The 20,442-nt window shown below is 49.9% G+C and carries 19 protein-coding genes and 1 riboswitch; of the genes, 15 read left to right on the forward strand and 4 right to left on the reverse strand.

The features are described from left to right. Both C161_RS07425 and C161_RS07430 read left to right on the forward strand, forming a co-directional pair. A complete protein-coding gene (locus tag C161_RS07425) occupies positions 1-867 on the forward strand; it encodes an ABC transporter ATP-binding protein (protein WP_036669112.1) in 867 nt (288 codons plus the stop codon). Then, a complete protein-coding gene (locus tag C161_RS07430) occupies positions 860-1,486 on the forward strand; it encodes an ABC-2 transporter permease (RefSeq protein ID WP_036669114.1) in 627 nt (208 codons plus the stop codon). Before C161_RS07425 ends, C161_RS07430 begins: the two co-directional genes overlap by 8 nt. Before the next feature lie 141 nt (positions 1,487-1,627). Here C161_RS07430 and C161_RS07435 read toward each other — a convergent pair whose 3' ends face one another. After that, on the reverse strand, positions 1,628-3,049 hold the full coding sequence (locus C161_RS07435) for an aminotransferase-like domain-containing protein (protein WP_235193757.1): 1,422 nt from the start codon (positions 3,047-3,049) through the stop codon (positions 1,628-1,630). A gap of 120 nt (positions 3,050-3,169) precedes the next feature. Between C161_RS07435 and C161_RS07440 the strand changes: the two genes are divergently transcribed. Next, the gene (locus C161_RS07440; RefSeq protein WP_036669117.1) at positions 3,170-4,108 is read left to right on the forward strand and encodes a DMT family transporter; all 939 of its coding nucleotides are present in this window, start codon (positions 3,170-3,172) and stop codon (positions 4,106-4,108) included. A gap of 64 nt (positions 4,109-4,172) precedes the next feature. Here the strand turns inward: C161_RS07440 and C161_RS07445 are convergent, their stop codons facing one another. Beyond that, positions 4,173-4,742 carry a TetR/AcrR family transcriptional regulator gene (locus tag C161_RS07445; protein ID WP_036669119.1) on the reverse strand — a complete coding sequence of 190 codons (570 nt, stop codon included), beginning with the start codon at positions 4,740-4,742 and terminating at the stop codon, positions 4,173-4,175. A 156-nt stretch (positions 4,743-4,898) separates the two neighbouring features. Here C161_RS07445 and C161_RS07450 point away from each other — a divergent pair, with 156 nt between their 5' ends. Continuing rightward, positions 4,899-6,425: an NAD(P)/FAD-dependent oxidoreductase gene (locus C161_RS07450; RefSeq protein WP_036669121.1), complete on the forward strand. Its 1,527-nt coding sequence runs from the start codon at positions 4,899-4,901 to the stop codon at positions 6,423-6,425. A gap of 172 nt (positions 6,426-6,597) precedes the next feature. Here C161_RS07450 and C161_RS07455 read toward each other — a convergent pair whose 3' ends face one another. Together C161_RS07455 and C161_RS07460 are read right to left on the reverse strand one after the other, a co-directional pair. Further along, positions 6,598-7,401, reverse strand: coding sequence for a Cof-type HAD-IIB family hydrolase (locus C161_RS07455; RefSeq protein WP_036610742.1), 804 nt, complete (start codon positions 7,399-7,401; stop codon positions 6,598-6,600). Between the two features lie 288 nt (positions 7,402-7,689). After that, the gene (locus C161_RS07460) at positions 7,690-8,694 is read right to left on the reverse strand and encodes a lipoate--protein ligase (protein ID WP_036610740.1); all 1,005 of its coding nucleotides are present in this window, start codon (positions 8,692-8,694) and stop codon (positions 7,690-7,692) included. A gap of 189 nt (positions 8,695-8,883) precedes the next feature. Here C161_RS07460 and cobD point away from each other — a divergent pair, with 189 nt between their 5' ends. The 11 genes from cobD to C161_RS07515 all read left to right on the forward strand — a co-directional run bounded on the left by cobD (position 8,884) and on the right by C161_RS07515 (position 20,394). After that, a complete protein-coding gene (gene cobD, locus C161_RS07465; protein ID WP_051449627.1) occupies positions 8,884-10,035 on the forward strand; it encodes a threonine-phosphate decarboxylase CobD in 1,152 nt (383 codons plus the stop codon). Next, complete coding sequence (locus tag C161_RS07470; RefSeq protein WP_036669123.1) at positions 10,032-10,868, forward strand: adenosylcobinamide amidohydrolase; 837 nt, start codon at positions 10,032-10,034, stop codon at positions 10,866-10,868. Before cobD ends, C161_RS07470 begins: the two co-directional genes overlap by 4 nt. 37 nt (positions 10,869-10,905) lie before the next feature. Further along, positions 10,906-11,886 carry an adenosylcobinamide-phosphate synthase CbiB gene (gene cbiB, locus C161_RS07475; protein WP_036669250.1) on the forward strand — a complete coding sequence of 327 codons (981 nt, stop codon included), beginning with the start codon at positions 10,906-10,908 and terminating at the stop codon, positions 11,884-11,886. Continuing rightward, entirely contained in the window at positions 11,877-12,554 is a 678-nt protein-coding gene (locus C161_RS07480) for a histidine phosphatase family protein (protein WP_051449628.1), read from the forward strand. Before cbiB ends, C161_RS07480 begins: the two co-directional genes overlap by 10 nt. 146 nt (positions 12,555-12,700) lie before the next feature. After that, a riboswitch (cobalamin riboswitch) is annotated at positions 12,701-12,849 on the forward strand. A gap of 412 nt (positions 12,850-13,261) precedes the next feature. Then, positions 13,262-14,260, forward strand: coding sequence for an ABC transporter substrate-binding protein (locus C161_RS07485; RefSeq protein ID WP_036669126.1), 999 nt, complete (start codon positions 13,262-13,264; stop codon positions 14,258-14,260). Further along, on the forward strand, positions 14,257-15,303 hold the full coding sequence (locus C161_RS07490) for a FecCD family ABC transporter permease (RefSeq protein ID WP_036610733.1): 1,047 nt from the start codon (positions 14,257-14,259) through the stop codon (positions 15,301-15,303). Before C161_RS07485 ends, C161_RS07490 begins: the two co-directional genes overlap by 4 nt. Continuing rightward, positions 15,300-16,112 carry an ABC transporter ATP-binding protein gene (locus C161_RS07495; protein ID WP_036669128.1) on the forward strand — a complete coding sequence of 271 codons (813 nt, stop codon included), beginning with the start codon at positions 15,300-15,302 and terminating at the stop codon, positions 16,110-16,112. The genes C161_RS07490 and C161_RS07495 overlap by 4 nt, the downstream gene beginning before the upstream one ends. A 45-nt stretch (positions 16,113-16,157) precedes the next feature. Next, positions 16,158-17,279, forward strand: coding sequence for a nicotinate-nucleotide--dimethylbenzimidazole phosphoribosyltransferase (gene cobT / locus C161_RS07500; RefSeq protein WP_051449629.1), 1,122 nt, complete (start codon positions 16,158-16,160; stop codon positions 17,277-17,279). Further along, on the forward strand, positions 17,276-17,836 hold the full coding sequence (gene cobU / locus C161_RS07505) for a bifunctional adenosylcobinamide kinase/adenosylcobinamide-phosphate guanylyltransferase (protein ID WP_036669130.1): 561 nt from the start codon (positions 17,276-17,278) through the stop codon (positions 17,834-17,836). Before cobT ends, cobU begins: the two co-directional genes overlap by 4 nt. Further along, positions 17,833-18,723, forward strand: a complete 891-nt coding sequence (cobS, locus tag C161_RS07510) for an adenosylcobinamide-GDP ribazoletransferase (protein ID WP_036669131.1) — start codon at positions 17,833-17,835, stop codon at positions 18,721-18,723. The genes cobU and cobS overlap by 4 nt, the downstream gene beginning before the upstream one ends. A 69-nt stretch (positions 18,724-18,792) precedes the next feature. Next, positions 18,793-20,394, forward strand: coding sequence for a cobyric acid synthase (locus C161_RS07515; protein ID WP_051449630.1), 1,602 nt, complete (start codon positions 18,793-18,795; stop codon positions 20,392-20,394). Positions 20,395-20,442: the final 48 nt, after the last annotated feature.

Raw genomic sequence — 20,442 nt, forward strand, 5'->3', positions numbered from 1 at the left:
ATGAACGCTATCGAATTACGTAATGTAACCAAAACGTATCCCTTATTTAAAGTAGATAATGTATCTCTTGATGTGAAAAAAGGATATATCACTGGACTTATTGGTCCGAATGGGGCGGGAAAGAGTACTTTGATCAAAATGATCACGGGTCTGATCCAGCCCGATAAGGGGAGCCTCAAGACATTGGGCAGTGAGATGCCAAATCAGGAAGTTGATATCAAGCAACGCCTTGGCATTGTGTCAGATGAATGCTTTTATTATGAGCATCTAACGATCCGGGAGATGACACAAATGATCGCTCCTTTTTACACCAAATGGGATAATAAAGCGTTCAATGACTACTTGGATCAGTTCGAACTGTCCCCCAAAAAGAAAATCCAGGATCTGTCTAAAGGCATGAAGATTAAGTATTCTCTCGCCGTAGCTTTGTCGCATGAAGCGGATCTGCTGATTATGGATGAACCGACATCCGGGCTTGATCCTGTGTTTAGGCGGGAACTGCTTGATCTGCTTGCAGATATGATACAGGACGAAACAAGGTCTATTATTTTCTCAACGCATATTACGACGGATCTGGAACGTATTGCAGACTACATTACGTTTATTCATCAAGGGAAACTGGTGTTTAACGAGGCAAAAGATGATGTGCTGGAAAGGTATACGATTGTAAAAGGGGATATGGGTCTGCTTGATTCCGACATTCGGAAACATTTCATCGGAATACGCGAGACAGCCGTTGGTTTTGAAGCATTGTCGGATCATAAGGCAGAGGCCGAACAGTTATTTGGCAGGTTAGCTCTTTTACAAAGACCTACGTTAGAAGACCTCATTTATTTTACGGCGAAGGGAGGACGCAAATATGCTTAACTTGCTTCGTAAAGATTTCATTGTACTAAAAAGTTCACTGTGGACGATTGGGTTATACCTGGTGGTATTTAGTCTCGCCTTTATACCTAAGAGTGAAATGTCAATGTATTTTGTAGGCATCTACACAGCCTTTGGTTCGGTCATGCTGGCAACCATGATTGATATCAAGAACCATAATCATAATTTCCTGGTCACACTCCCAGTTAGCCGCAAACAGATTGTAAAAGCCAAGTACCTTTCTGCTATAATCTATACGTTATTCGGGGTACTCGCGTCGTTTGGGATTCACCAGCTTGTGAACCTGAATTATCCTGAACTGAACAAGCCGAATTATTCACTTAGGGATATTGTCATTGCCGTAGGCATGGTGCTTGTATTAGTTTCCATATACATGCCTCTTTTCTACGGACTTAGCAAAAAAGGTGCTGGTATCATCAATGCGATATTCATGGTCTGCATGATTATACTGGCGCAACCCGTTGCGTACCTCATGAGTATGGCCAACGAGAACGGTATGATTACCACAACGACAATGGCATTGGTATCCGTAGGCATTATAGGTTTGTTTTTGCTGTCCTATCTCATTACCATTCGCTTGTTTGCAAGAAAAGACCTTTAAGCACAGAGCGGGTTGCGGGTAAAGAGTATAGAACCCCAAAAGTAAAGTCGCCACAAGGCGACTTTTTTTGATATAGCAGGGTGAGAGGACAATTGCACTTGACATTCTTCGGAGTGACGTCAGTTCTAAGGAATCCAAACCTTACATTTCTTTCGCAAGCGTAATGAGCCTGCTCATGCCTTCTCGAATCTGCTGCTCATGTGCATAAGAGAAGGACAGGCGCAGCTTGCGACTGGCTGAATGATCCGAAGAATCAAATACCGTTCCGGGTACAAAGGCAACGGATTGTTCCATGCATCGGTGGAGCAGTCTCCCTGTATCCACACCCTCAGGAAGCTCTACCCAAAAGTTGAGTCCGCCCTCCGGCCGGGTCCACGTCCAGTCCGTTTCCAGCAGAGATTGTTCCATCACTTCCATCCGTAGCTGGATAGCGGTCCGTAGCTTGGATAGATGCTGATGCATGCGTTCTGACTGAAAATAACGGAGAAAAAGCTTCTGGTTCAGAAGGGGCGATCCGTTATCTGTCAGTGATTTTACAGCCTGTAGTCCTGGCATGAAACGCTGACGGCATATGATGGCTGCAATCCGTAGCCCGGGTGCAACATACTTGCTGTAACTGCGGATGTACAGAGTGTGTCCAGTAGTATCGTAAGTGAAAATGGGTGCAGGAGGTTTCTCCTTAAAATAGATATCATAGGTACTGTCGTCTTCGAGCAGAAAACAACCATACTGTTCTGCAAGTTCAGGTAACTGCTTACGCTGTTCTACTGGAACATTAAGGCCGGTTGGATTCTGAAAGGTCGGTGTCATATAAAAGAGGCGCGGCTTCTCACTCTTCATCAGATGTTCGATCTGCTCCAGATCATACCCGTCCGAGTGAATATCCGTAAAGATCAGACGAGCACCTTGTTTGCGGAAAATCTCCATTGCCGGTCCATACGTAGGCCTTTCCATTAACACCCGATCCCCGGGTTTGACCAGCGTCCGCGAGATGACATCAATCGCTTGCTGCGCCCCCGAAGTAATGAGTACTTCGTCTGCGGAGAGGTAGAAGCGTTCTTTTTTCGTTAGATGGCTTGCCAGCGCACTTCGCAATTCCAGATCTCCCTGAATCGTGGAATACGTTCCGAGCAAACGGGGATATTGATCCAGCAGATCACGCATTAGTTCACCCCAATAACGGTTGGGCAGCAAAGAGGGATCGATTAACGATTTGGAAAACTGGTATTCTGCTTCAAGGGACTGTACCCGTGCTAGTGAATCCCAATGCAGCCAGGCAGACACGGCGGGATCATCCGCCTGATCCGTTACTGAGAATGGAGTCGCTGGGCTGACATAATAGCCAGACTTGTCCTTCACATAAACACTCCCACGTTCCTTTAACTCCTGATAGGCTTTGAATACGGTCAGACGATGTACGCCGAGTAGCTCGGACAGGCTTCGTACAGATGGCAGTTTTTCATGTTCGGCCCACTCTCCCGCTTCTATACGTACAACGAGATAATGGATTACTTGCTCATATAATTTCAGGCTGTTATCTGTCATCATCATGGTTCTGCCCACCCGGCTCACACTCCTTTTGAACTCTATTGTAACAGCTAATGGGAGAAAACTGTTCTGTTTTGTTCATTCTGTTCTGTAGACCATGAGATATGATGGAGAACAGATAAAGGAGTGGTTATCATGGTGGGGATTGCATTTACGGTTATGTGTCTTATTTTCGGTACAACATTTCTGGCTATTAAAATTGGAGTAGAGGCAGGCATGCCGCCTTTTCTGTCAGCCGGATTGCGATTTTTAATCGCGGGAGCGCTGATGTTTGCATGGATGAGGATGAAGGGCAAAGTGAGCTGGTCGCTCCTGTTCCGCAAGGAGATGTTGTTAACGGGAGCGGGGCTGACCTTCGGCACATTTGCCACATTATATTGGGCTGAACAGCATGTGAGCTCGGGTGTGGGTGCCATTCTGTCAGCGACAGGGCCGCTGATGATTATGTTGATGCAGACGGCGCTGTTACGGCAAAAAACATCTGCCCGTATGATTGTGGGCTGCCTGATCGGGTTCACCGGTGTGGTACTGGTTGTGTTGCCAGGTGTATCGCTTGGTGCAGGTTCCCTGTTCATGTGGGGTTGTATCGCGGTACTAGTGGGGGAGGTCTGTTATTCAGCAGGTGCATTGTACTCCAAAAAGGTCATTCATCAGTTCAAGGAGGCTAGTCCTGTAGCGATTAATGCGGTGCAGATGATGTATGGGGGACTGCTGTTATCCCTGCTCTCGGTCGGAACGGAATCGTGGAATATGTCTGCTCTGGACTGGGTGCCTGCCGTCTCGTCGGTGATCTATTTGACTGTCATCGGCTCCATGGTGGGGCATAGTCTGTTCTATTGGATTATGTCGCGTACCAACCCGTTGTTCCCAGCAACATGGTTATACATTTCACCACCCATTGCCGTAGGGCTTGGTGCTGTTGTCTACGGTGAGCATGTCAGCTGGGTGACATGGATCGGAGTGGTGCTGGTCGTTTCAGGTCTGCTGGCGATGAATGAGAAGGTGAGCGGCTGGTTGAAGAAAGGAAAGCGTGCGAGGATGACAGTGCAGGCTTCCGAATCTGTTTTAAAATAGGTAAAGTTTGAAAGTATGCAGCTCAATCTCAAAATCAGCCCTTGATTTTAGGTTGAGCTGTTTGTTATTCCAACATGATGTTCTCGTTAACCAGTAGGTAGTAATATTCATCCATCTGTTCTGCCGTAACATTTTCTTCAAAATGTTGTATCCACCACGTCACAAGTAAACGAATCACCCCCGAGTGAAACTCGGCTACCAGTTCTATGGGAAGTGAAAATTGTTTACCTCTTCTCTTCAATTCCAGAAAATCTCGTCTGAATATCTCTCCGATATAATGTATGAAAAAGTTGTTAAACCCCTCATCTTTCTGCTGGTTCTGCACAATTGTCTCCAGTACATTTCCGAACAGAATTTTAGATACGCTTTGCAAAGGCTGCTGTAGCCGATCTTCTACATTCATGTGTAAATAATCCCGAAGGACCCAAGTTAGGGTGGTGGACAGCAGAGCAAATTTATCCTTGAAATGTTTGTAAAACGTTGTTCGGTGAACCATAGCTTTGTCACATAATTCATTAATTGTGATGTTGCTGAATAGCTGACCTTTCTCACATAACAGATCGAGAAGCGCCATTGTTAACAATTTATGAGTTCGGGTAACTCTTAAATCCACCTTTTTACCAACCATTTTCATCTACATCATTTCCTTATTGTAGTTTAGCTATATAGTATCCTGATATTGATTCTTACTTGATACTAGATTCCAAGTGTATATTGGTATTATAAGTAATTTCTTGATAGAGCTACAAGTGTAGATAAAATATGATGGATTAGAGAGGATGAAGTGGCGATGCCCGATATGAAAAAAGCTGTGGTAATTGGGGCAGGTATTGCAGGGTTAATCACTGCAAGGATGTTATCTGATCATTATGATGAGGTATGTATCATTGAGCGAGATGAATTGCCTTCTGAGCCGGCGAATCGGCAGGGTGTGCCTCAATCCTTTCATCCACATCGTGTATTACCGCGCGGCGGACTCATTCTGGAACATTACTTTCCCGGATACAATGACGAATTGGTCGCGCTTGGTGCCATTCCTTCACATGAAGAGAAGTTTATGATTGCCAATCGCTACGGTACATTAGTCAATAAGGCGAATGCTGATTCCTCATTCAAAATTGCATCGAGCAGCAGAGCCCTGCTGGAATGGGTATTGCGTCAGCGAGTCCAGAACATAGATCATATAAGCTTCTTAACGAGCACGGAAGTTACTGGGTTAATGGTATCAGAAGATCAGCGTTTGATTACAGGCGTGTATACCAAAGAAAGAGGTCGGGATAACCGGGAAGCAATGCTTGCAGCAGATATGGTTATTGATGCCGCGGGGCGTTCTTCCAAATTGATCAGATGGCTTGATAAGATCGGGTTGTCCGTGCCTGAGCCGGAAGTGCTGAAGGTGTCGCTTGGTTACAGCACCCGCTATTATAAGATACCATCCTCTATCCAAAATGACTGGGGCACGGTGATAACAGAGTCCGATCCTGTGCAAGGAATTCGTGCAGGCATGTTGTGGCGCATTGAAAATGATATCGCTGGACTATTACTGTTCAACGCAGGAGGAGATGAATATCCTCCAACCCATCCGGATGAGTTTCAAGAGCAAATCAAACATCTGTTTGCTTCGGATGAAATCGTAGCATTGGCAGACCAGCTGGAGCCTTTTCAAGGGCCTCGGGGATACCGTATTTCCGAGTCTGTCCGTCAACATTTTGAACTGATGGAGAATTGGCCCTCCGGATTACTCGTCCTTGGCGATGCATTTTGCAGCTTCGATCCGATCCATGGCCAAGGCATGACGGTTGCTGCAATTGAAGCCGAGACCATAGGGAAATGCTTGGATGAGCAGCGAATGCATCCTGAGCCACAGTTTGAGCGCCAAGTGTTGCTCCGTATGCAGCAGGCCATTGAACCGGCCTGGTGGCTTAGTTCTGTGGCCGATCTGCGTTGGAAAGGGGTCGAACATGTTGGGCCTTCCCGAATGAAAGGAGTTACTTTTGCTCAGAAGTATATAAACTTGTTTACTAAGCAGGCGATGAAAAAGGCGAGTCAGGAAAATAATAAACATCTCTTTTTTACCCAGTTCCTGATGAATGCTCTAATCCTTCCTCCAAGTGAATACTTTAAAGGTGAAATCCTGAACATGATCCTGAACGACAATGGTTCCAAAGAAGAAATGGAGTTAAGAGCAGAGCTTGGTGTCCAAGATCCGGAGCTGTTTCAGCAAAGAATAGATGAGATCATTCCGTCATTTCAACTGGAATTTGATGGGCAAATCAAGAAACTGCTGGAGTCTTTCCAGCATGCCATGAGCAAGTAAAACAATAAATCGTGGTGTGTGAAAGTCAGCGCATTGTTGCTCTCAAAACATAAAAAATAACAGAGAAATATACCTAATATAATCGCTAAATAGGATAATGAACATATTTTTAAAATCAAAAAAACAGCCCTGTACGGCGAAATTCGCCGACTGGGCTGTTCGTTGATCTTATTTACTCTGCGTTCAGCACAAACTTCTCGATAACTTCTTTCACGCCGTCTTCGTTATTACTTGCCGTAATGTAATCCGCCAGCTCTTTCAGGGCAGGGATGGCATTTCCCATCGCTACACCAAGACCAGCAACTTCGAGCATCTCATGGTCGTTCCAGGAGTCGCCGATGGCAATACACTCGCTGAGCTGGTGACCGAAATGGTCAGCCAGGAAGGTCAGGGCGTGGCCTTTAGTTCCTTCGTTGTGCATGATCTCCAGGAAGTAAGGTTTGGACTTTGTGATATGGACTTGAGGTCCGAGCAATTCACGCAAGTCAACGGCAACCTTATCCAAGTAGTCTGGCTCATCGATAATAAGCAACTTTGGTGTTTTTTGTTCGATGACTTTGATGAAATCAGATTCGATATAATATTGGGTGCCGTTTAATTTGGCATAATCACGCAGCTTGTCGTTTTCCTCACGGGCATACAACTTGTCGTCAATGTATGTTTGAAGGTGGAGATTGTTCTCCAGGCAGTAATCATACAATTTGCGGGAAGCTTCCTGTGGAACGTAGCGCTCATAAAGTACTTTTTCGTCCAGCAGGTTTTTCACCAATGCGCCTTGATACGTGATAATCGGAACGTTAAGTCCGGTTTGACGAGCCAGCGCTTGTGCGGAAGCATAAGCACGTCCAGTCGCCAGCGTTACAGTTACACCATGGGCAACTGCTTGTTCCAGTGCTGTCTGTGTAGCAGGGGTTACTTCTTTGTTGTCGTTGATCAGTGTGTCATCAATATCGATTGCAATCAATTTGTAGCTCATCTGTGTTTCTCTCCTTTTTTATCTGTATCTATTTGTATCTATACCCGACTTAATCTATATCAGTTCAACTAAACGTTTTACACGATAACGGAGAGGACAGAAAAAACCTGAAGAAGCGGAGCGTTCGCCTGAAAGCTTTCTGAAAGAAAGCTACATCGGAAGCATAAGCTATCCCCGGATTTTCCCTTTGAAGAAGGGAATCAAAAAAATCTGGGGATAACAGCGATCGGAAGGTTATTCTGTCATCGGAGTGGCAGGTGTAAACATTCTTGGGTTGAACTTATATACCTACTCTTCCAGGAAAACAAGGCCAATAAAGTCTTCCAGCTCAAGGTTGCCGAAGTAATGTTTTACATCCAGGCCCTCAAGTGCAGTACGCACCTCGGTTTCCTCATACCTCTTGCCGCGTAGCATATTTTCGATATCCGCCACATCGCCTACACCGAAGAAGTCGCCAAAGATTTTGATATCTTCGATGCGTCCATCCTTGATGTTCATGCGCAGATCGATGATGCCAACAGGGAATTTGCGAGTGTGCTTCACATTACTTTCCGGAGACAAGCCATAGTTCCAGTCCCAATTATTATAACGCTCAGCGGAAATTTCCTTAATTTTGTCCCAGTCCTTGTCAGTCAGCTTGTATTGCGGGACGTCTTGTGGCTCCATTCTGAAAATGTGACGTAACAGCTCATCGCGGAACTGCTCAATCGTCAGGTTGGTGTCAATCAGATCCCGTATGTTGGCGACCCGGCTGCGCACGGATTTGGTGCTCTTAGATTTGAATTTTTCGGGATTGACGTTCAGGGAAGCCTGAACATGCTCCAGATTCAGATCAAACATCAATGTGCCATGACTGAACATACGCCCACGTGTGGAGAACTGGGCATTGCCCGAAATTTTCTTTTCGCCCACTTGCAGATCATTACGCCCGGTCAACTCGGCATTTACACCAAGCTCGTGCAAAGCTTCAACCACTGGCTGGGTAAACTTGCGGAAGTTATGGAAGGATTGACCGTCATCCGCTGTAATAAAACTGAAATTCAGGTTGCCCAGATCGTGATATACCGCTCCGCCTCCCGAAAGACGACGAACCACCTGCACACCGTTATCCTGAACGTACTCGATATTAATTTCTTCAATCGTATTTTGATGTTTTCCGATGATGATCGACGGACGGTTGATGTAGAACAGCAGATAGCTGTCATCCTCCATCGGCAGATGTTTCAGAATGTACTCCTCAATCGCAAGGTTTACAGAAGGATCTGTAATGCCCTGGTTGTCTACAAACAGCATGGTCATTCCTCCATTAATGTATGTGAGGGATTGCTAGTCCCTTATGTAGTGAACCTTGTATATCAAAAGGAACCGAAATTCCTCTTCTATTGTAAACGAATTATGGTTGGGACACAAAGAAAACAGGATTGACCCACACCTCCCGTGCCATCCATAATAAAAAGGACATACAGAAAGGATGACGGAAGAATGACCGGTTATATCGAAGTGTTCGGACATGGCGGGGACGTGGAGACGGCTGCGTCACGATTTGGGAGGGAAGCCGCTGATTTTCTGGATTTCAGTGCCAACATTAATCCACTCGGTCCACCCAGAGGGGTGCTGGAGGCTATACAGCAAGGATTGCAGTCGGTGATTCGGTATCCCGATCCGGCGCATCGCGGATTCAAAGCACTGCTGAGCGAGCGTCTTGGTGTGATGCAGGAGCTGATTTCCGTGGGCAACGGCGCAGCCGAAAGCATGGCGCTCATTCTGCTGGGGCTTGCCCCGCGCAAGGTGGGTACGGTGGAACCGGGATTTTCGGAGTACCGGTCGTTGGCACGACAATTCGGTGCCGAGGTTGTGCATACGGAGGGAAGAGAAGAACTGGCGTGGCGAGCGGAACCCGAGGACATCGAGCCGCTCATGGAAAAGGTAGACCTGCTCTTCCTCGGCCAGCCCAACAATCCAAACGGTGTACAATATCCACTTGAGGTATTACAAAGGCTTGCCCGCAAAGCGGAAGAAACGGGAACCGTACTTGTCATTGACGAGGCCTTTATGGATTTTATTCCGGTAGACCGGCGTCAGTCCCTGGCAGCACAACTGAATGACTATCCTAATGTGATCATCATTCGCTCGATGACAAAGTTTTATGCCATACCGGGCTTGCGTCTCGGATATGCTCTGGGCCGTGCCGAATACATTCAGGCGATGACAAAGAAACAGGTGACCTGGAGTGTCAACGGTCTGGCGCTCATGGCAGGGGAAGCCTGTCTGCGCAGTGGAGAACGGTACGAACAGGAGACCATGTCACAGATCACGCGGGAACGGGGGCGTCTCATCGAAGGTCTGAAGGCGTACGGATGTGCGGTGACACCGGGAGAGGCGAACTTTATTTTGGCACGTGTGCCGGCCCCTTGGACAGCGGCATCAATGCAAGAGGAGCTGGGCCGAAGGGGCATTCTGATTCGCAGCTGTGCCATGTATCCGGGGCTTGACAAAGGGCATGTACGTTTCGCGGTCAAGGATGCAGATGCCAATGCTACATTACTCGAAGTGCTGGGCAGCGTGCTGGAAACCAAGGGATATCCGAATGTTGATCAGATGAAAGATGAGGAACAGGGAGGGAAGCGGCAATGACACTCCCGTTTTATAACTACTTTACGAATGGAGAAACAGAAGAGAATGAATATGCTTCCTCTTCCTGGCCGGGACTGAAGATATCCGCACATGAACGACATATCAAAGCTCAGAGCCCAAGGTCTGCCCAAGCGCTGTCGAGTGCGGTATATGGCGGCGGGATGCTTGAACTGGATCGCATATTTAACATCTATGTGGACAGGCATTACCGCTGTGATGATCCGCCGCGTGATATCGAACAAGCGCTGAATGAATGGCATGAGCCACGCGATCAATGTGCCGGATTATTGACGGCCGTAAGGCTGGAGCATACCTCCATTCAGGAATATACAAGTGATGAATTTGGCCTTCTGTGCTGCACCACTGCGGGTGTATCAAATGCCGCACGAGCGGGGTCGGAGAGAACGGTATTTGATACGGCGGGAAATAAGACGATGTCTTCCAGCAGGGAGCGCTCTGCTCCTCCAGCACGGAATCTAACGATGCCATCCTATGTCCCGGGTACAATTAACATCATGCTCTGGTTGAATGGACGCATGACCAGCGGGGCGATGGTGAATGCAGTACAGACGGCGGTGGAAGCCAAAGCGGCCGCGCTGGCGGATGCGAATGTTCTGGATTCGGAGAACGGGTTGCCCGCCACCGGTACTACAACCGATGCCATTGTGTTGGCGGTACGTCAGGCAGTGGAGGAACCTCAGCCGATGATCACTTATGCCGGGACAGCGACTACGGCAGGGGCAGCGATTGGTAGATTGGTATACGACACGGTGACGGAAAGCCTTCGGGCCGGGTTGTATGGAAAGAGAGGGTCAGGCACAAATGTCTTTTGAGCTGGAGCATCTATGGACCTGGCCGTTCTGGACAGGCATGGCGGGAGCATGGATTATTATACTGGCGTACCTGTTGGACCGATGTATCGGAGATCCACGCTGGATCCCCCATCCGGTGATTGGCATGGGTAAAGGCATCTCGGCGTTGGAGCGAGTCATTCGCTCACGTGTGCGCACAGATTCGGGGCTGAAGAGAGCCGGGCTGTTGTTCCCGATGGTGATCGCGGGGGGTTCTTTTGCCATCACTTGGGGACTCATATATATGCTTGGGCGGATCCACCCTATCATTGCAGCGGCAGCTGAAGTGGTGCTCATTGCAACAACCATTGCTTCAAAAGGGCTGAAGGATGCAGGTATGGAAGTGTATCGTCATCTGAAGCAGCAGGATTGGCCGGCGGCCAGACGTTCACTGGGCATGATTGTTGGACGTGATACGGCGCATCTGGATGAACCCGAGGTTGTGCGGGGAACGGTAGAGACGGTTGCCGAAAATATCGTGGATGCCATTGTATCGCCGTTATTCTATGCGCTCATTGGAGGCGCTCCGCTTGCTATGGCTTATCGCGCCGTCAACACGCTGGATTCCATGGTTGGATATAAAAATGACAAGTATCTACATCTTGGCTGGGCCTCGGCCCGTCTGGATGATGTGGCAAACTGGGTACCTGCCCGGCTGACCGCGGTTCTGTTAATCGTGGGTGCCTGGGTCATGAAGATGGACGCCAAAGGAGCAGCACGCATGGTTGCACGGGATGCAAGACTACATCCAAGTCCGAATAGCGGTTTTCCCGAATCTGCGGTGGCTGGAGCACTGGGCATCCGGCTTGGCGGACATAACGTGTATCACGGAGTTGCTTCGTTTCGTGCCTACATGGGTGAAGCCACACGGCCGATGGAAGCCGAGGATATTGTGCAAACGTCACGTTTGATGTTCTGGTCGGCAGGGGCTTTTGTGGTACTATGCGTGTTCATAACGCTCGGGGTGTGGCTAGCAGGAGGGACGCTGTTATGGTCATAAATGCAGGCAATGAAGTACATACGAATCAGGCTGGGCCGCTGAAACGAAACATTCTGTGGGTCCGTCACGGGACAACGTTGTGGAATGTGGAAAAAAGATACCTAGGGCATACCGACATCGGTCTGCTGCCAAATGCCAAAGAAGAATTGGCTCCGCTTCATGAACAATTGAGCGGTGTTTTGTGGAACGAGGTTTATTGCAGTGATCTGCTTCGCTGTCGGCAGACGCTGGAACAGATTCTTCCTGATGCCATCGGACAGGTGAAGTTCGACTCGCGTCTGCGCGAGAATGATTTTGGAGAGTGGGAAGGGCTGACGTATGAGCAGCTCAAGGATAACCCTGTATACCGAAACTGGATTGATGCGCCGCAGGAGGTCACTCCGCCCGGGGGGGAATCGTGGCAGGAGTTTACCGGACGGTTGGATTCCTTCCTCCAAGAGATGTTGTTGGAGGATCGTCCTTCGATGCACGTTGATGAGGGGCAAGTGCCAACCATGGTTGTGGTTACGCATGGTGGTGTCATCCGGTATGCCTTGTCCCGTCTGATTGCAGGGCTGGGGTTCTGGGATACACATGTTGTCCCGGGACAGGCGATTCAGGTTCAGCTTGATCAACAGGGGAATCAGTGGTTTGGCAGCAGAGTGACTTTTCCGCCGATCGGGTTGTAAGGATGTACAATATACCCTATAATCACAACAGAAGTGTGACTTCAGCATGGATACAGATACGCTGCAGGTGTGAAGCCTGAACGAGTATGTAGCATGCAGAAATTACACGACAATGGTTTACCATATCAGCGACCAAGGGTCCCGCGTGTGAAGGCTGTTTTCATGGCAAATTAGTATGAGTCATGAACACACAAGGGTGAAATGGGGAAGCCGGTGCAAATCCGGCACGGTCCCGCCACTGTAAAACAGGATGATTCCTGTAAGTCAGGTTACCTGCCCTGGACGTACAAACCGGTGTTCCTTCGAGGAAAGGACAGCGTTTCGGGCTATTCTATGCGCATGGACAACCCTTGGTTGAACATGTACAGATCGCCATATGCGAGACGTCATCCCTGATCCTGGACGTATGGATTGGGGATTTTTTATTGTTCATGTAAGATGAACCGAGACCAATTTTACACGAGGTCACTCCGATTGCAGTACCATCTTCCGATCGCTGTTATCCCCAGATTTTTTGATTCCCTTTTTTGAAAGGGAAAATCCGGTGATAAAGGCGAACACTTCGTTTCTTCAGATTGGTTCTGCACTCTCCGTTAGCGTGTAAATATTGCAGTTCAAACCTTACACAGGAACACCAAGGCATGGGGAGTAAGAGTTTGAGCACGATGCAAGAAAATAGTACAAATAGAGAAGGGGAGAATAACAGAATGAATTTCAAGAATTGGAAAAACGTAGCGTCCCTGCTAAGTGCAGCGGCACTCGCACTGGCTTTGGCCGGATGTGGCAATGCAACAACAAACGAGGGCACAGGTACTTCACAGCAACCGGCACAGGAGCAGTCCCAAGGCCAGGCGCAGACGGACCTCAAAACACAATATCCACTTACCGTTACGGATGCAACGGGTGAATCGTTCACCTTTGAAAAGGCACCAGCCAAAATCGTATCCGTGTCTCCAGCTGAGACGGAATCCCTGTTTGCCCTTGGATTGGACGATCAGATCGTTGGTGTATCCGACTATGACGATTATCCGGAAGCGGCAACAACCAAAGCTAAAATGGGCGGTATCACCAAGCCCAATGAAGAGTCCATCATTGCCGCTGAAGCCGACATCGTGTTCACAGGTATCTCGATGAGCGAAGATGCGGTGAAGAAGCTGCGCGAACTGGGTATTACCATTTTCAAAACGGACCCTAAATCCATCGATGATGTGATGAACAATATTGAAACATTCGGTAAAATCACGGATCATCAGGAAAAAGCACAAGAAATCATCACCCAGATGAAACAGGACGTGATGGATGTAACCGAAGCGGTGAAGGCAGTTAAACCGGAAGAGAAGAAAAAAGTATACGTTGAATTCTCCCCAGGCTGGACTGTGGGTAAAGGCGAATTCATGGATGAACTCATCACTGTAGCCGGTGGTAGCAATATTGCTTCGGACAAAGAGGGCTGGTATGAAATTAATGAAGAGAACGTGATTGCCTCCAACCCGGATGTGATCCTGTATGCCAACGATGTAATTGACGAAAACTCCAAAACACTGGATCAGATCATCAAGGCGCGCAGCGGCTGGGATCAAATTACCGCTGTGAAAAATGACGCGGTTATTGGCCTGGATGCCAACCTGCTGAGTCGTCCGGGTCCACGTGTAACTCAAGGGTTGAAAGAAGTAGCCAAAGCGATCTACCCTGACTTGTTCCAATGAGTAAAAAGCTGATCCTGTTCGGAACGACGGGCATGGTGCTGCTGGTGCTCACCGTGCTCATCTGCACGGGCATTGGTTCAGTAGCGTTGCCGATCCGGGATATTGCAGGCATCCTGATTCACAAAATTCCCTGGGTGGGCGATTGGATTACACCGGATTGGAATAAGGCAGCCGAACAGATTATCTGGAAAGTCAGATTCCCACGTGTACTGCTTGCCGTGCTCGTGGGCGCATCGTTGGCGATTGCCGGTACGGGATTCCAGGGGGTTCTTCGGAACCCGCTGGCAGACCCGTTCACCCTGGGCGTATCATCCGGTGCTTCGGTGGGTGCAGCCTTTCTGATTTTCTTCGGATTGCAGTATGCACTGATCGGAATCTGGACGTTGCCACTGGTGGCGTTTTTGACGGGTGTAATCACGTTGTGGTTTGTTATGGCACTGGCTCGTGAAGGGCGTAAAATACCTACACACAGCCTCATTCTGGCTGGTGTGGTCATGCAAAGTTTCCTGGGCGCAGTTGTTTCCTTCCTGTCGACCATGTCGAAACAGACGATTAATGAAATTATATACTGGACGATGGGAAGTCTGGCTCTGCGTGGGTGGTCGTATACGGCCATCCTTTTCCCGTATTTTTTGTTAGGGTTGGTCTTTCTCTGGAGCCGTGCACGCTCGTTGAATGTACTTGCACTGGGAGAACGTCAAGCCGCACATATCGGGATCGGAGTGGACAGGCTCAAGCTGTCGGTGCTGGCAGTTGGCACACTGCTGACCGCAGGTGCTGTCTCGGTATCGGGTGTCATCGGATTCGTTGGATTGGTGATCCCGCATATGTTAAGACTGCTGGTGGGACCGGATTACCGACTGCTGGTACCTTTGTCTGCCATTGGTGGAGCGATCTTCATGGTGTGGGCAGATACCATCGCAAGGTCGTTGCTGGCGCCAACTGAAATTCCGCTCGGTGTTGTCACCGCCTTTGTTGGTGCGCCGTTCTTTGCTTACCTGCTGAACCGGAACAAAAAGTTGCAGAAGGGGATGATGCCATGAATTCCAGTACCAGTTCCAACTCGACTTCACTTATCTCCATTAAGGGAGCAGGGAAGTCATATGGCAATCATCAGGCACTGCACAATGTAGACTGGCATGTTGGCGAAGGTGACTGGTGGGGAGTTGTCGGACCAAACGGCAGTGGCAAGTCCACCCTGATCCAGCTTATTGCCGGAACGGAACAGTTAAACGAAGGTCAGATTCGTATCGATGGTCGAGACATCGGCTCTTACAGCCGTAAGGACCTATCGCGCATGATCGCTGTATTGCAGCAGGATGGCTTACCAGCCATCTCCTATCCCGTGCGAGACGTGGTGGAGATGGGGCGATATCCATACCAGAACTGGCTGGGGCGGGAAGTGGGCGATGGGGCACTTGTAGTGGACAGGGTGCTTGAAGACCTTGGATTGACAGAGCTGGCGGACAGACCGCTGGATGCACTCAGCGGCGGGCAACGGCAGCGGGTCGCACTAGCCAAAGTTATGGCTCAGGAGCCGAGGTTACTGCTGCTGGACGAGCCGACCACGTTTCTGGATATTAAATATCAATTGCAATTCATGGAATTGTTATCGGCATGGCGACAGAGAAATAACATTACGATTGTGGCTGTGCTGCATGATCTGAATCTGGCCGCGTTATTTTGCGATCACATTCTGGCGCTGCGTGAGGGCATGGCGGTTGGAAAGGGTACACCTCATACGTTGATCAACGATGAGAATATCAAGGATATATTTCGCGTCAAACCCGCGATTGTCTCTCATCCCGACCATGCCATACCTCAACTGCTGCTGCGGCGGGACATCGATTAAATGAAGCGGGGCAACCCATATTTTGATGAAGGAAGTGCTGGTTGTATGAATAATGAACAGGTGTTGGAGCATTTAACAAGTAAGATTACTGCTCCTGACCAGGAAGTGGCGGCAGAAACCTCTGCGCATGTGGATTCGTTGACGAAGCCACCGGGAAGCCTGGGCAAATTGGAAGAGCTGGTGATCCGCCTAGCAGGCATGACTGGCAATGCACGTCCGCGTTTTGATCACAGGGCGGTCATTGTCATGGCCGCGGATCACGGTGTAGTGGAAGAGGGCATCAGTGCTTTTCCTGCTGAAGTGACCCCGCAGATGGTCCTGAATTTCCTCGCTGGAGGTGCGGCAGTGAATGTGCTTGCCCGTCACGCCGGAGCTGGTGTGATCTGTGTGGATATCGGTGTGAATGCCGATCTTGAACATCCGGACCTGCTTTCCCGTAAAATTCGCAAAGGCACGGCCAACATGGCCCGAGGGGCAGCGATGACCCGGGATGAGGCAGTTCGGGCTATCCTTGCAGGAGCCGAAGTTGTAGCGGCAGAGGTGGCGAAGGGAACACAGCTGTTTGTCACCGGGGAGATGGGAATTGGCAACACTACTGCAAGTGCTGCGGTAATGAGCGCGTTAACCGGAGTTGCACCAGCTGCCGCCGTGGGGCGAGGAACCGGCATTGATGATGCAGGCTTGCAGCGCAAGGCTGCTGTAGTCAGCCGGGCGCTTAGCGTAAACGCACCAAATCTGGAAGATGCACTGGATGTTCTGTGCAAGGTGGGTGGACTGGAGATTGCCGGACTCACAGGGGTTATTCTCGCAGCAGCTGCTCATCGTTGCCCTGTCGTTGTAGACGGGTTCATCTCTACCGCGGCAGCGCTGGTGGCGAGACAACTTGCACCTCTGAGCACAGCCTATATGATCGCTTCTCATACGTCCCACGAAAATGGACATGGAGCGCTGCTGCGTGAACTGGACCTGAAAGCGATGCTGGATCTGGACATGCGTCTGGGTGAAGGCACAGGCGGCGTGCTCAGTCTTCATCTGATTGACGCAGCCTGTCTCATTCTAAATGAGATGGCAACCTTTGCAAGCGCGGGTGTCTCGGATGGAACAAGCCCTGCTCCAGATTCCGCTGCGTCGGTTGATTCATCCCTGCAAGGAGAGAGTTCACGATGAGTGTACTGGTGACAGGCGGCGCACGCAGTGGCAAAAGCTCCTTTGCCGAGCGTCTCTGCATGCAGCGTTCCTCGGAGGCGTGGTATGTGGCGACAGCTCAGGCGTACGATGATGAAATGCGTGAGCGTATCGCGAGGCATCAGCATCAGCGCGAGGCATCAGGGTATCTGTGGCACACGATGGAAGAGCCGATACATCTACCTGCTTTGATAAGCCGCATGGGTGAAGGGCATACAGGGACTTCTGCACCCACCATTCTGGTGGATTGCCTGACGCTGTGGCTGACAAATGTTTTGTTAGCGCATGAGCATGACGAGAAGCAGGTGTTACAGGCACATTTAGACGCGTTGGTCGAAGCGATTCGAACCTATCCCGGTTTGCTTGTTTTGGTTACAAATGAAGTGGGAGATGGGATCGTACCGGAATATGCCCTTGGCAGGAAATATCGGGATTTGGCCGGTGTACTGAATCAGCGTATTGCGGCGATATGCGGTGAAGTGTTTCTGGTGACCGTAGGCATTGCGATTGAACTAAAAAGCAAGGAGTACCGCTTATGAAGGATGGCACGCCTGCTCCTCAGCGCAAACATGCGGCGGCAGCCGCTTTTCAATTTTTGTCCCGTTTCCCTGTCAAAATGCAAATCGATTTTGTCCCGCCGTTGCTGCGGGAAAGTGTTGTCTTTTATCCGCTGGTCGGTGCTGCAATCGGTCTGTGTGTCTGGCTCGCGGGAGCCTTAAGCGGTGCAGTGCTTCCGGCCCTTCCGGCTGCCGTCCTGACCTTGACGTTATGGGTATGGCTTACCGGAGGGCTCCATCTTGACGGATGGATGGATACGGCGGATGGCTTGCTCAGTTATCGTACCCGTGAACGGATGCTGGAGATTATGAAGGACAGCCGTGTCGGGGCAATGGGCGTGATCGCCTGCGTGTTGCTTCTGATGATGAAGGCTGCGCTGATCGCTGATTTTATTGCCCGGGGCCACTGGGTGTACGGTGCGTTGCTGATCCTGCCCATGATCTGGAGCCGCTGGTTCATGGTGTATGCGATGTCGGCCTGGCCGAATGCGCGCGAAGATGATGGACTTGCTGTATTGTTTAAAGGTCTCGGGGAGCGGAAGGAGGTCCAGCGTGCACGAAGTTCAGCTGTGGGCCTGACCTTGGTCGCAGGGGCACTTACGTTTGCCGCGGTGTGGCTTTTCAAGCCGGATATGGGGATTGCAGATGCGATGGTGAGTGGTCTGGGAACACTGCCATGGTGGCTATACCCGGTGGCGGCAGTTATTATACTGCCTGTGGCGTGTTATTATATCGGCCGATTCGTGGCTGCCCGGATCAGTGAACGGCTCGGCGGTTTAACCGGGGATACGTATGGTGCCATGAATGAGCTGCTGGAGGCGGCTTTGTTGACCGTGCTGAGTGTGCTTCAAGGACTGTTCTGGCTGTAACTTTTGAAATATGAAGCAGTATGGAAAGTGTTACGCATGAGGTTGGGAGTAAGGTGATCTGGATATAACATGGAGACAGGGGGAGAGAGCGTGGAAGATAGGCCATCACAACCAGCGGCGGTACTGATGCTGCAAGGAACGGCTTCCGATGTGGGCAAAAGTGTCATCACAACGGCATTGTGCCGGATTTTTAAGCAGGATGGCTTCAAGCCTGCTCCGTTCAAGTCACAGAATATGGCACTGAATTCCTATGTGACGGAAGATGGCAAGGAGATTGGTCGGGCTCAGGGGGCACAAGCTGAAGCCTGTGGTATTGAGGCGACAACCGACATGAACCCGATCCTGATTAAGCCCGTACGGGACATGCATTCGCAGATCGTGGTACATGGTGTACCTTTTGCCCAGATGAGTGCATCGGACTACCGTCAGCATTTCCTGCCTGAAGCAAAGCAGACGGTGATGGATGCGCTGAATCGGTTGCGGGATACCTATGATGTGGTGCTGATGGAAGGAGCGGGCAGTCCGGCCGAGATCAATCTGAAGGACCGAGATATCGTCAACATGAATCTGGCAGGCTGGGCCGATGCGCCGGTGATTCTGATCTCCGATATTGATCGGGGCGGAGTGTTTGCTTCCATTGTAGGTACGCTGGAGTTGCTGGAACCCCATGAAGTGGTGCGAGTCAAAGGGTTCATTATCAACAAGTTCCGCGGTGATCTGTCCCTGTTGCAGCCGGGACTCGACTGGCTCGAAGAACGGACAGGCATTCCAGTATTAGGTGTATTGCCTTACATAAGAGATATTCAGATTGAAGCAGAGGATTCGGTGGTACTGGACTCCATGCGTCATGGGAAATCCGGCAAAACCGAGCTGGATCTGGTGGTGATCCGATATCCGCGAATTTCCAACTTTACAGACTTTGACGCACTTTCCCGTGAACCGGATGTGAATGTACGGTACGTGACCTCGCCAGAGGAATTGGGCAGTCCGGATGCCATTCTTCTACCGGGTACAAAGGATACCATAGGTGACCTGGCATTTCTGCGTGAGTCTGGGCTGGAGCAGGCGATTGCCAGTCAGACCGAGCGTGAGCATGTTCAGCTGGTAGGAATATGTGGCGGATACCAGATGCTGGGACGTCATCTGAAGGACCCGTTTGCTGTGGAGGCGAATCAGATCCAGGAAGCAAAAGGACTTGGCTGGCTCCCGCTATCGACAACATTTCTTCAGGAAAAGCAGACCGTCAGAGCTTCCGGACGGGTGCAGCCTGATCACCCGCTTCGTCTGTATGGTGAGCGAGATGTAGCAGATGCTTCATTACCCATTAACGGATATGAGATTCATATGGGCGTTACGGAGTGCCACGAGCCTGAACGTGTAACCGCGTTGTTTGAAATCTCACATCCAGGAGATCAACCTTTCCAAGAAGGCTGGGGCTCAGTAGATGGCAGGGTGTGGGGAACCTACCTGCATGGTTTGTTTGAAAGTGATCAATTCCGACGTTCTTGGCTGAATGCCTTGCGTGCAGGAAAGGGACTGGCTCCACTTCAGGAGACGTATAGTGCGCATGAGCGTAAGGAGATGGAGTTCGATCGGGTAGCTGAATCGTTGCGTTCGGCATTGGATATGAAGCGTGTGTACGAGATTATGGGTGTTCAGGCACCTGAGTGAAACAACAATACCCCCATGTCCGACAAACCGTTCTCTAGAAACGGAATG

The sequence above is a fragment of the Paenibacillus sp. FSL R5-192 genome (assembly GCF_000517845.1).
Classification (GTDB): domain Bacteria; phylum Bacillota; class Bacilli; order Paenibacillales; family Paenibacillaceae; genus Paenibacillus; species Paenibacillus amylolyticus.